General features: G+C 77.0%; 3 protein-coding genes. All 3 read left to right on the top strand.

The genetic code is table 11. The annotated features are described in order from the left end of the window. Positions 1 to 95 precede the first annotated feature (95 nt). The 3 genes from ACFW6B_RS18965 to ACFW6B_RS18955 are packed head-to-tail and all read left to right on the top strand — an operon-like array spanning position 96 to position 13281. Positions 96 to 3902, top strand: coding sequence for a DUF6603 domain-containing protein (locus ACFW6B_RS18965; RefSeq protein WP_386597447.1), 3807 nt, complete (start codon positions 96 to 98; stop codon positions 3900 to 3902). Next, the gene (locus ACFW6B_RS18960) at positions 3899 to 8797 is read left to right on the top strand and encodes a hypothetical protein (protein ID WP_386597445.1); all 4899 of its coding nucleotides are present in this window, start codon (positions 3899 to 3901) and stop codon (positions 8795 to 8797) included. Before ACFW6B_RS18965 ends, ACFW6B_RS18960 begins: the two co-directional genes overlap by 4 nt. Then, positions 8794 to 13281 carry a hypothetical protein gene (locus tag ACFW6B_RS18955; RefSeq protein WP_386597442.1) on the top strand — a complete coding sequence of 1496 codons (4488 nt, stop codon included), beginning with the start codon at positions 8794 to 8796 and terminating at the stop codon, positions 13279 to 13281. Before ACFW6B_RS18960 ends, ACFW6B_RS18955 begins: the two co-directional genes overlap by 4 nt. Positions 13282 to 13305 lie beyond the last annotated feature (24 nt).

Here is a 13305-nt window from a genome sequence, read left to right as displayed (position 1 = left end):
CCCCCACCGCGCCCGCACGGCACTGAACCCGCCCGCCTTCCCTCTTCCCCACGCGTCACTCTTCCATTTCGACACGCCGTCAGGACGGAACTGCCATGGGCGAGAGCCAGGTACCGGACCCGCGCCACGAACACGATCTGCTCACCCGCCTGTGGGATGAACTCACCCTGATCGTCGAGCCGTTACTGGAAGCCGGCGGAGACCCCGGCCGCCGCCGGGCGCTCGCCGGGGAGCTGGGCTGGGACCTGACCGCGCTCGGCGAGCAGCTGAAGATCGGTGATCCGGCACAGCTCGAACAGCACCTGGACCAGTGGATCGCCGCCGTCTCCGCCGCCTACGCCGAGCTGCGTTCCCAGCTCGCCGCCGGGCTGCCGGACTCGCTGGAGGCGGTGAAGTCCCGTGCCCAGCGGGCGGGCAAGGCCGCGGGGGTGCTGAAGGCGCTGCCCCCGGTGTGGCAGGCCAAGGCCCCCGACCCGTGGCTGCTGCCCGCACTGGCCGAGGACCTCTCCCACCATCTGGGCACCCGCTACCTGCGCTCCGAGGTCCCCGCCCTGTACCGGCTGATGGTGCTGCTCGGCCTGATCGAACCGGCCGGACCGCAGGCGCCGCGCGAGCCGCTGCCCGCTCCCCCGCAGGCGCCGGTGCGGCTGCCGGTCTCCCGGGACCGGCTGCGCCCGGACCGGCTGCGGCGGCTGCTGGCCGAGCCCGAGGCACTGCTGTCCGAGCTGTACGCCTGGCACGGCGCGCCCACCGCCGAACAGGCCGACGCCTCCGCCGGGCTGCTGTTCCCACGGCTCGCCGAACTGCTGGCCGCACTGGGCCTGGAGGCCGGGTACGGCGGCCAGGAGGGCGTCGGCCCGGCTCAGGACGCGCCCGGCGCGGAACTCACCGCCCGCGCGCTGACCGTGACCGGTGGCGTCAAGGACGGTGTGCTGGAGGGTGGTTGGGGCACGGGCTTCGCGTTGTCACCCGCCGAGCGCGGCGGAATGGGCCTGGTGGTGCTGCCCTGGGGCGAGCTGGGGGTGACCACCGCGGCCGGGGCGTGGAACCTGGCGATGACGCTGACCGGCGCCCCCGGCGGCTTCGCCTGGGGGCCGCAGGGGCTGCTGCTGCCCGACGGCTCCGGAACCGAGGTCCGCTTCACGATGGCCGCCGACCGGCGCGGCGCCCGGGGCGCCCCCGCGTGGACCTTCGGCGCGCCGAACGGCACCCGGGTGGAACTGGGCAGGCTGTCGGTCTCCGCCTTCGCGCGGTACAGCGGCGACGACACGGCGGGGAAAGCCGACTGGGGCGTGGCCGCCGAGGCCGCCGACGGCTTCGTCCGCATCGTGCCGGGCGCCGCGGACGGCGACGCGTTCCTGCGCCGGATCCTGCCCGCGCAGGGCCTGTCGGTGCCGTTCCGCGCCGGATTCGGCTGGACCCGTCGTACGGGTCTGTCGTTCACCGGCCAGGCCGGGCTGGAGGCCGACCTGCCGCTGCACCTGCCGCTCGGCCCGCTGACCGTGGACCGTCTCCACCTGGGGGTGCGGGCCGGAACACCGGACGGAGGACCGAACGACCCGGTCGCCGCCGTGGAGGCGTCGCTCAGTGCCCGCCTCGCGCTCGGCCCGGTCACCGCGGCCGTCGAACGGCTGGGACTGGCGGTGACCGCCGCCTTCCCGCCCGGCGGCGGCAACACCGGCCCGATGGAGCTGTCCACCGCCTTCCGGCTGCCGAGCGGCATCGCCCTGTCCGTCGACAGCGACCTCATCACCGGCGGCGGCTACCTCTCCATCGACAAGGAACGCGGCCAGTACGCGGGCGCCGCCCAACTCGCCCTGTCCGCCTACCGGTTGACGGCGGTGGGGCTGCTCACCACCCGGCAGGCCGACGGCCGCCCGCTGCGCGACCGGGCCGGGCGGGACATCTACTCCCTGCTGCTGATCGCCACCGGCACCGCGCCCGCGCCGCCGAGCCCCGGCTTCGCCCTGGAGGGCCTGGGGGTGCTGGTCGGCCTGCACCGGGCGGCGGACGTGGAGGCGCTGCGCGCCGGGGTGCGGACCAAGGCACTGGACAGCGTGCTGTTCCCCGCCGATCCGGTGGCGGCCGGGCCGCAGCTGGTGGCCTCGCTGTCCAAGCTGTTCCCGGTCGCGCCCGACCGCTACCTGCTGGGGCTGATGGCCCGGATCACCTGGGGCCCCCGCACCCCCGACGTGAGGAACCCGTCCGCCGGAACCAAGGCGCTGGCCACCGCCGACCTCGCGCTCTTCGTCGAACTGCCCGCCCCGGTGCGGATCGGACTGCTGGCGCGGGTGACCATCACCCTGCCCGCCCCGGCGGCACCGGTGGTGGTGCTGCGGATGGACGCGGTGGGCCTGGTCGACCTGGGCACCCGGGAGGCGTCGCTGGACGCCTCGCTGGTGGAGTCCTCGGTGGCCGGTTTCCCGGTCACCGGTGACATGGCGCTGCGGGCCTCATGGGGTGCCAAGCGGGACTTCACGCTCTCCATCGGCGGCTTCCATCCGCGTTTCACCGGCCGTCCCAAGGGCTTCCCCGAGCTGCGGCGGGTGGCGATCTCGCTGACCAAGGGCGACAACCCGCGGGTGCGGGTGGAGGGCTATCTCGCCGTCACCTCCAACACCGTGCAGCACGGGGCGCTGGTGGACGTCCGGGTGGAGAAGGCCGGGTTCACCGTGGTGGGGCGGCTCGGCTACGACGCGCTGATCCAGTTCTCGCCGTTCGGGTTCGTGGTGGACGTCTTCGCGTCGGCCTCGGTCAAGCGCGGCTCGCGGACGATCCTGGCGGTGGACCTCGCCCTCCAGTTGTCCGGTCCGAGCCCGTGGCACGCCAAGGGCCACGCGCACTTCGAGCTGTGGTTCGTCTCGGTCACGGTCGGCTTCGAGATCACCGCGGGCCGGGGCGGGCCGAAGGTGCTGCCCGCGCCGGTCGATCCCACCGGCGCCCTGCTCGCCGCGCTCGCCGACCCGGCCTCCTGGTCGTCGCTGCCGCCTTCCGGCCAGGCCGTGGTCACCCTGCGCGAGGTGACCGCGGGCCCCGGGGAACTGCTCGCCCACCCGCTGGGCGGCCTGGCGGTGGGCCAGAAGGTGCTGCCGCTGGGCGTCCTGGTCCGCCGCGTCGGACCCGACCCGCTGGCCGATCCCGCCGTCTTCGACATCGCGGCCGTGGCGTACGGCACGGGCCCGGGCGCGCACCCGGGAACGCTGGGCGCGGCGGTGAAGGACTGGTTCGCGCCCGCCCAGTTCCGGGACATGGCGGACGCCGCGAAGCTCAGCAGCGCCTCCTTCGACCTGTGCAGGTCGGGCACGGAACTGGCGGTGGACGGGCTCACCGTCCCGGCCGGCAAGGGCCCCGACGGCACCGCGCTGACCACGTTCGCGGAACTCGACTACGAGGCGATCGTGGTGGACGAGCCGATGGCGGCCGGCCTCGCCTCCGTCCTGCCGCTGCGCACCGGCGCCGGACAGGCGGCGGAACCGCCGCAGGCCGCGCCGGAGCGCGTCGCCTCGGCCGAGCGCGCGGCGGCGGCCGTCGCCGGTGAACGCCGCCTCGCCTCTGCCGCGACGTCACATGACCTGACGGCCAGGCGTTTCGAGACCGTTCCGGCCGAACTGCTCCGGGCCCTCGCCGCTGCGGGACCCGCGGGACGTACCGCCGGGCGCTCCCGCTGCGCGACGGCGGGGATCTCCGTACGGCCCCACACCTGGCAGGCCGGCGCGCCCACGCGCGCGGACGCTGCCGCACCGCACCCCCGCACACACCCCGCCGAGACCTACACGGAGGCATGGGAGATGGCCACCGCACTGCACGAGGCCCGGCCCCCGGCCGGCGCGACCGAGGTCCGGGCGCCGGGGCGCGGGCCCCGGGTCTCCGCGGCCGGCTTCGCCACCGGGGGTGCCCGGTGAGCGGCCTGCGTTTCCTGCCCTGGGTCCGCGACGGCCTCGCGGGCGGCCTGCCGGGCGCGCAGCCGTCCCGGGCGCGGGCGAGCGTCCAGGTGGGCCTGACGGTCAGCCGCGGCACCGACCGGTTGCCGGTCGCCCCGGTCACGGTGACCCTGCTCGGTCCGGGTGACGTCACGGGAGTGGACGCCGCGCAGATCATCCGCTGTTTCCCGGCGCCGGACGCCACCGGGGTGGAGACCACCGGCTTCGCCGCCGTCGAGTTCGACCGGCCCGATCTGCCGTGGATGTTCTCGCCCGGCGGCCCCGACGAGCGCGGGCGGCTGCGGCCGTGGCTGGTGCCGGTCGTCGTCCCCGAGGCGGACGCGCAGCTCACCGCGGCGGACGGCCCCGGTACCTCGCCCGCCGTGCTGCACTGCCCGGTGGCCGCGCTGCCGGATCTCGCGCGGTCCTGGGCCTGGGCCCACGCCCAGCTCGTCGCCGAGCCGGGCGAGGACCCGCTGACCGTGCTGAGCACGGCGCCCGAGCGGTCGCTCTCCCGCATCATCTGCCCCACCGTCACCACCGACCGCACCCGCTACCTGGCCGCCCTGGTGCCGGCGTACGAGGCCGGACGGCTCGCCGGGCTCGGCCTGCCGCAGCCCGACGCCACCGGCACGGCCCCGGCCTGGCAGAGCGGCGCGCCGGGCCGGATCGCCCTGCCCGTCTATCACTCCTGGCGGTTCACCACCGGCCTGGACGGCGACTTCGAGAGCCTGGCCCGGCAGCTCAAGGGCCGCCCGATCACCGGCGTCGGCGCCCGGGCGCTGGACCTGTCGGGCGCCGGGGTGCTGCAGCTCTCCCCGGGTACCCCCGAGGCCACCGCCTGGCTCGGCAGCGCCCTGCGCACCCCCGGCGCCGGACCGGTCTGGCCGGAGGCCACCCGCACCGCGTGGCGGGCGGCGATGCGGGCCCGGTTCGCGCCCGGCACCGACCGGCTGCCGCCGCCGCTGTACGGCGGGGCGTACGGCGGTACTCCCGACGGCGCTCCCCCGGCCGAGGGCGCGGAACCGGCCTGGCTGGCGGCGGTCAACCTGGAACCGCAGCACCGGGCGGCGGCGGCACTGGGCGCCAAGGTGGTCCAGGACCGTCAGGAGGACCTGGTCACCGCGGTCCAGGAACAGGCCGCGGACCTGCGCGAGGCCAACGCGCTGCTGTCGTTCGCCCGCCTCGCCCGCAGCGCGGGCTCGGCCCTGCACCGGCGCCGCATCGCGCCGCCGAGGGCCACGATCGCGGCGGCCGAACCCGCGGCGGCGGCCGCCGGGCCCGCGTACCACGTCCTGAGCGACGCGGAACTCCTGGCCGTCACGCGGCCGGTGCACGACCTCGTGAAGGCGCCCGTCCCGCCGCCGTCGGCCGCCCCGGCGGACGACGGGTCCGCCGGACGGGCCGGGCAGTCGGTGGCTTCTCGGGCCGGGGCCGCCCCCTCACTGCGTCCTTCCACCGTCGCGGACGTCGTGGACGGCAACCCCGGGGTGGCCGCGGCCACCACCTCGGCGTTCCGCCGTGCCACCCGCGGCAGCGCCACTTCCGGCGACCGCCTCGGCGCCCCGCCCGCCGCCGTGGTGGCCGCGCTGGCCTCCGGAACGGTGTCCCCCGTGCCGCCCGCGCAGCTGCCGACCGGGGCGGTGCCCGACACCATGCTGCGGGACTCCGCGGGCCGCCCGATCACCCTGGAACAGCTGACCGCCGCGTTCCTGTCCTCGGCCGATCCCTGGTGGCTGACCCCGCCGCCCCCGCCCGTCTCGCCGTGGGTGCAGATGCCGGTGAAGGCCCGGACCACGCCGGTGGTGAACACCGACGGACGGCTGTTCGTGCTCGCCACCGGCGATCCCTGGGCGGGCGAGGCCACCGGGTTCCTGTACGAGCAGGTCCCGGTCGAGCCCGGCCGCGAGGCGCTGTGGCGCAACCACGGCACGCCCGCCGGATACGGGCAGTCCGGGCTGAAGGGCGTTCCCGCCCTGGTGACCGGCGGCAGCCCGCGGGTCTTCATGCGGCACGCGGTGGGCTGGGGATCGGAGCTGGTGGAGCGCCGCTGGGTGACGGACCGCTGGGTGTGGGTGCAGCACCCGATGCCCGGCACCGAGCCCGGTGCCTGGAACAACCCGGTGGTGGCCGGTGGCGGGGTGTGGGTGTTCTCGCAGTCCGAGGAGCTGTTCCGGATGGATCTTGCCGCCGGTACCTGGAGCAACTTCGGCAGCCCCGCCAACGGGCTGCTGAGCAGGCCCAGCGGCCACATCGCGGTCTCGCCCGACGGCACCCACGTCTACGCCGCGCTGACGCCGGGCGGCTGGGCCGAGTGGCGGGCCTCCGCTAGCGGCACCGGGACGTGGACGATCGTGGCCCCGCCCCCGGACCTGCCGCGGTCCCCCGGTGTCCGGGCCGGGGTCGCGGACCTGCGCCAGGTCGTCGCCGACGGCACCCTGTACGAGTACCGGCCCGGGCGGACGCCGTTGTGGCGCAACCTCGGCAAACCGCTGGGCCGCGCGCTGCAGGCGCTGTCGCCGCCCGCCGGTGACGTGCAGCACGCGATCGCCGCCGACGGCACCCTGCTGCGGGGCACCGGCTTCGCGGGAACGCCCGTGTGGCAGGCGTGGTCGCTGCCGTCCGGGCACACGCCCGCGCCGGGCGTCGCGCCGATGGCCGACCCGAACAACCCGGCCGCCGCGTACGTTCTCACCACCGAGGGGCGCCTGATGTGGGCGCTGTTCAGCGGCACCACGGTGACCTGCACGGACCGGGGCACCGCCACCGACCCGGGCGGGCAGGGCGGCTGGGCGGACTGGCCCGCGGCCGACCGGCGCCGCTTCGCGCCCGGGGTGGCACTGTTCTCGTCGGCGCTGATCGCCCAGCTCGACACCTCGGCCGCCTCGCCCGTCGTCCGCTGCGCCACCGGTCCCGACCTGGGCTTCGACGGCGCGCCCCGGGCGCCCTGGGTGCCGGGACCCGGCCCGGCCGCGCAGTTCGGCCCCGGCGCCAGGGGTGCCGGGGTGGCGGTCGCGGACCTGACCGGGAACGGCAGGCCGGACCTGGTGGTGCTGTCGGTGGACGACGCCGGGGCCGGCGGCCGGGTGGGCTACCGGGTCGGCTTCGACCTCGACAAGGACGGCCGGCCGCAGGGCGGTTGGGGTCCGATGCAGTACCTGCCCGAGCCGGTGGGCCCGGTGGCGGACGCCGACGTCGCGCTGTCCGACCTGGACGGCGACGGCCGCCCGGAACTGATCGTCGCCTACGCCAAGGCCGAGGGCGGCGGCGGCCGGGTCTCCTGGCGGATCGGGTGGCGGCTGGACGCCACCGGCCGGGCCACCGGCGGCTGGGGGCTGACCCAGACGCTGCCGACGCCCACCGGGGTCCCGGTCGCGCTCGGCGTGGACGTGGTGGACGTCACCGACGACGACGCTCCCGACCTGGTGCTGGTGCTGGCCGAACGCGGCTCGGAACGGGATGCGATCACCCACCGGATCGGCCGCTCGGTCAACCGGCGCGGCCTGGTCATGGGGGGCTGGACGGCCCCGGTGCCGTTCGCCGGACCGTCGCTCGCGGGCGCGGAGCGGCTGTCCGGGCTGTCGGTGGCCGCCGTCGATCTGACCGGAAGCCGCCGCGCCGACCTGCTGTTCCTGCGGAGCTTCCCGTCCGGCGGGCTGCACCGTCCGGTGCTGTCGGCCGCCTTCGACCTGGACGCCGCCGGGGTGCCCGAGGTCTGGGGCACCACCGCGGTGACCGCTTCCGAGCCGCGGTGCACGGCGGTGGCCGGGACGTCGCTGGTGGTAGCCGACCTGGACCCGGCGCTCACCGCGCGTCGTGCCGCGATGGGCACCCGCTTCGTGGAGGCGGCCATGCGGCACCAGACGGTGGTGGCCGCCTCCCAGCAGCTCACCCGGCAGGCACCGCCGCCCACCGTCCCGGTGGCGGCCACCGCGGCGGCCCTGCGGGCGGCGCTGGACCCGCTGGCGACCGTCCCGGACCGGGCCCTGTCCCGGATCGGGGTGGACGGCGTGCCGCTCGCCGACACGCTGCCGCCCGGCGTGGACCCGCTGCGTAGCCTGGTGACCGGCGTGGCGTTCCCCGAGCCGACGTACGAGCTGCTGCGCGCCCTGTCGCCGGAACACCTGCTGGGCGGCGCGGACAAGGTTCCGGCCGACAGCGTGGGCCTGCTGGAGACCGATCCCGCCTTCGTGGAGGCGTTCCTGCTCGGCCTCAACGGCGAACTCGGCCGCGAACTGCTGTGGCGCGAGGTGCCGGTGGACCCGTCCACCACGTACTTCCGGCAGTTCTGGGACATCCGGGGTGCGGCACCCGACGGCAGCCGTCCGCCCGGCTCCCCGCTTCCGGACATCCCGCCGATCGCCTCCTGGGGCGGCGGGGCGCTGGGCACCCACACCACGGGGGTGGGCGCGGCCGGGGAGGGCGTGCTGGTGCTGGTGGTGCGCGGCGAACTGCTGCACCGCTACCCGGACACGGCGGTGACCGCGCGCAAGGCGTCGTGGACGGGCCCGGACCGCACGGCCCGGACGGTCCCCGAGGGCGCGCCGGAGCTGCTGCCGCTGTTCTCGGCCCGGTTCGAGCCCGATCTGCGGCTGTTCTGCTTCCCGCTGACGCGCGGTCAGGCGGTGGGCGGCGGCAAGGATCCCGGGTGGTTCTTCTCGTTCCGCGAGCAGCCCTCGGGGCTCCGATTCGGCCTGGACGAGGGTGAGCAGCCCCCGGCCGACCCGTACAACTCCGCGCACTACGCGAGCCGGTCGCTGCAGCGCCCGGTGTTCGTGGCGCTGCACGCCGACGACCTGCTGCCCGCCGGCAGCGCGGCGGCGGCCGGGCCCATCGGTGAACAGACCGCGACGCACTCGCCGGAGGACGACCAGTGACCACCGCCATGACCGCGACCGCGACCGACAAGACCACGGCGGGTGCCGTGCCGCCGGTGTGGACGCTGGCGACCACCCACCCGCTGGCGCTGCTGCCGGTCCGCCTGGAGACCCGGTTCGCCGGGGCCGGCCACGAGCGGCTGCTCGTCCGCGTCTTCCCCGACACCCTCCATGTGGACTCCCACGAACCGGAGTTGACCCCGGACGAGACCGCCTCGGGAGCCGACTACTGGCGCGCGGTGTGGCGGGCGGCCGACGACGAGATCCGCGAGCAGGCCGCGTGGGAACGGCTCGCCGCGGCCGTCGGGCCGACCCGGGCGACCTGGGTGGCGCGGGTGATGGAGCCGGACCCGCGTGGACGCCCGCAGAGCCCGGTCCCCGACGACGCGCCGCTGCCCAAGGGCCTGCCGGTGTTCCCGGCCCCGCTGCCGCGCACCGCGACCTGGACCCGGGCGGCGGTGGCCCGCGCCCTGCCGACCCGCTGGGTGGTCACCGCCACCTCCGGGACCGTGACGGTGCGCGGGGTCGGCGGCGAGATCCGCCCCGAGCTGGTGGTGGGCCTGAACCCGGCGGCCGATCTGTCCACCGTCCCCGACCACCTGCCGCCGGTGGACGCCTCCACCGCCTGGCTGACCGACTTCGGCGCGGCCCGGGCCGCCGGCATGGCCGTCGTCCTCGACCTGCCGGAGGGCGCGGCGCGCGAGCGCCTGGACCGGGTGCTGGTCTACGGCGTGGGCGAGAAACCCGACCCCGGGGGCGCCGCGGCCGGCCTGGCGTCGCTGCTGGAGGCGCAGGCCGCCACCCGCGGGCTGTCCTGGCTGGTGCCGGGCACACCCACCAACAACACCGACGACCTGCCCTCCGGCTTCACCACCGCCGTCCCGCCCGACCGGGTCACCCACACCGACACCGCCCCGGCCGCCACCGGCTCCGCCGGGCGCGCCGCGCTGGCGCTCGGGCTGGACCTGGAGTCCGCCGACGGGGGCGTACTGGCGACCGCCCGCCGCAGACCGCCGCGCGCCCACGAGCCCACGGCGGCGGCCCGCGCCGCGCACGCCGGTGACGACGAGGACGCCACGGCACGGCTGGTGCAGGACGCCCTGTGGCCGGCCGGCCTGGGCTACCACCTGCGGCACATGATGGCGGGCAGTCTGGACGAGGCGGCCCTCGCCCGGATCCGCGCCCACTACCTGGACTGGGTGCGGGCCGAGGGCCCGCTGCCCGCGTTCCGGGTGGGCGCGCAGCCGTACGGGATCCTCCCGGTGATGGAGGCGGGTCGCTGGCAGCCACTGCCCGGCGAGCCCGACGACTCGGCCGGGGTGCGCCTGCTGAGCCGTCTGCACTCCACGCTGTGGAAGACCTCCGTCGGGCGGCTGCCGCGGATCGGCGCGGGCACCGAACCCGCCGGGCCGGCCGGGCAGGGTCCGGAGCAGAACCTGGTGCGGATCCTGGGCGCGGACGCCCGTACCCGCGAGGTCCGCGCCCGCAGCGTGCTGGGCGGGGAGTACGTGGTGTGGCTGTGGCGTTTCCTGCGGATGCGGCTGGGCGGCGACTGGCGGCGCAGCGCCTTCGAGGAGGCCACCGCGCTGCTGCGTTCGTTCGGGCTGCCGGAGACCGTTCCGCTGGCGAGCGCCGTGTTCGCCTCGGGTTCGTACCGGCTGGGCACTCCGCTGGTGACCGGGCCGGACGGCACGCTCGGCCATCTGAGGGCGCTGTCCGCCGTCGGCCGCTCCCCCGAGGAGCTGGCGGCGGCCGCCGTCCCGGGTGGCGGCCCGACGCCGCTGCTGTACCGGCTGGCCAGGGCCGGGCTGCTGGCCGAGGCGTCCCGGGCGGCGCACGCCCTGGGCGCGGCCGAGCCCGTGGAACCGCAATTGGTGGACGTCGAGGACGGCGTCACCACCGCCACCGTGTGGCGCAGGCTCGCCCGTCCGGTCCCCGCCGACCCGGCCCGCACCATCAACCGGTACCTCGCCGATCCGCCCGCCGACGACCCCGCCACGGCCGGTCTGCGTGCGTACCGGACCACCCTGTACGCCCTGTCCGGGCTGCCCGTCGAGGACGTCGAGCGGCACACCGCGGCGGCGCTCGGCCTGGCCGGGCACCGGCTGGACGCCTGGACGACCTCCTTCGCCACCAAGCGCCTGGCGACGCTGCGCGCGGGCCGGCCCACCGGCGTCCACCTGGGCGGGTACGGCTGGGTCACCGATCTGGAGCCGGCGCCCGCACGCGTCCCGGTCGCCGAGCCGCCGAAGGACGAGGACGACCCGGACCACCCGCTGGTGAAGGCGGCGGGCACCGGCTACGTCCTGGCGCCGTCGGTGGGCCAGGCCGTCACGTCGGCGGTGCTGCGCAGCGCGCAGCGCTCGCACGGCGGCTCGGGCAGCGGCGGCCCGGGCGCCGGACCGCTGGCGCTGGACCTGTCGTCGCGCCGGGTGCGGACGGCCCAGCAGCTGCTGGAAGGCGCGCGGTTCGGGCTGCCGCTGGGCGCCCAGCTCGGCTACCGCTTCGAGCGCGGGGTGCACGAGAGCCCGCGCGGACTGCTCGACCGGTTCCTGCCCGCGTTCCGGGCGCTGGCCCCGGTGAGCACCACCGTGCTCGGCCCGGACGGCACGGCGGCGACCGGTGCCCTGCCGTCCTCGGTCTGCGACGGTCTGGAGCTGTACACCCGGTACCGCGACGGGCGGCTGCCGTGGGGTTCGGCGGGCCTGCCCGCCACCGGCAGCCCGGACCAGCTGGCGTTGGCCGCGGTGCTGGACGCGCTGACGGACACGGTCGACGCGCTGCACGACGCGCTGCTCGCGGAGGGCGTGCACCAGGTGGTGCAGGGCCGTCCGGAGCGGGCGGGCGCGGCACTGGACGCGCTGTCGCGCGGCGACACCACGCCGCCCGAGCTGGAGTTCCCGCGCACCCCGCGCGCGGCGTCGGCCGTCACCCACCGGCTGCTGCTGATGGGCAACGTCCGCGCCGCCGACCGGGGGGCGTGGGGCGCCTCGGTGGGCGTGCAGCCGCGGATCGTGGCCGCGGCGCACACCGACGCGGTCGCCTCGGCACTGCTGCCCGTGCCGTACCGGGTGTTCTGCCGGCTGCGCTGGCTGCCGCCGGGCGGGACCACCCCGGTGTTCACGGCGATCTCGCTGGACTTCCTGCAGATCGGTGCGGTCGACTACCTGGCCATGCCGCCGCGCGGCCTGGCTCCGTGCGGCGCCGAACTGGAGCAGCGGATCACCCTGGCGGCCTGGCAGAGCTCCAGACCGGCCGCCGCCGACCAGAGCTGGACGCTGGAGCTGGACTTCGGCCGCGCGGCCGACTGGCCTGCCGACCGGCTGTCCATCACCGAGTTCCTGTCGGCGGTGGCGGCGGTGCGGCGGCTGTTCGACCACGGACGGGCGCTCAACGCCGCCGACCTGACCGAGCAGAACACCGACCCGGCCGCCGGCCTCCACCCGCAGGACGCGGTCAACCGCGCCGGGTTCGCCCTGGTCCATGTCGACGACACCCTGACGGCACTGGCCGCGGCGGCCTCGGGCGGCGGCGATCCGCTGCGGGCCGCTCTGCTCAGGGCGGCGGGGGCGGGCGTGCCCGGGGCCGTACCGCCGCCGCGCGGGGCCGCCGGGGAGGCGGCGCTGCTGGCGGAGGCCGCGGCTTCGGCGGAACGCGAACTGCGCGCCCGGCGGGCCGCGCACGACCGGCTGACGGCCGCCTGGGCCGCCGACCACCCCGCGGGCGGCCCGGCACCCACCGACCCGGAGATCACCGCCCACCAGCTGTCCCGGATCCGGGCACTGTTCGGCGAGGACCTGCCGCTGCTGTCGTCGTTCCTTCCCCCGGCGGACGCGGCGGCCGCCGCGGGCACCGGACTGGCGGCCTCACTGGCCGTGACCGGCGCGCTCCAGGGCACCCCGGGCGAGGGCCGCCGCTGGCTGCGCCAGACCGGCAGGGTCCGGTCGGGCGCGGGACGCCTGCAGGAGGTCTTCGACCTCGCGGCGGCGCTGGACGCGCCGGTCGCCTCCGGCACCGACCTGGTGCGGGTGGCCCAGCTCCCGCACGTGGCGAACGACCGCTGGTGGGGCGCGCGGCGCCCGGCCGGCGCGCCGGAGGGCGGACGGCTGTCCATGGTGCTGGGCGTCCTGCCGGGCGCCTCCCTGGACCTGACCGCGCCGGTGTACGGGCTGGCCGTCGACGAGTGGGTGGAGACCGTGCCCGACGACACCCACACCGCCGCGGCGGCGCTGGAGTTCGACGCCCCGGCGGCCGTGCCGCCGCAGACCGTGCTGCTGGCGGTCCCCGCGGGTCCCGCGGACACCGTGTGGACGGCGCAGGGCGTGGAACGGCTGCTGCACCAGACGCTGGACCGGGCCAGGACCCGGCTGGTGGACGTGGACGTCCTCGGCGGCGCGGGCCAGTTCCTCCCCGGCCTCCACCTGCCCCTCAACCCCGACGGCCGCGCCCTGTCCACCGACTTCCGCGCCGACGCCGCCCACTGACCGCCCACCGCCCGCCCCGCCACA

Origin of the sequence: Streptomyces sp. NPDC058751, from assembly GCF_042746485.1 — a bacterium.
Classification (GTDB): Bacteria; Actinomycetota; Actinomycetes; order Streptomycetales; family Streptomycetaceae; genus Streptomyces.
Note: the sequence above shows the minus strand (reverse complement) of the source record. Positions and strands in the feature narration are given on the sequence as shown.

Excerpts from the sequence above, each read along its gene's own strand:
- ACFW6B_RS18965 (WP_386597447.1), top strand. The coding sequence starts at position 96 with ATGGGCGAGAGCCAGGTACCGGACCCGCGCCACGAACACGATCTGCTC.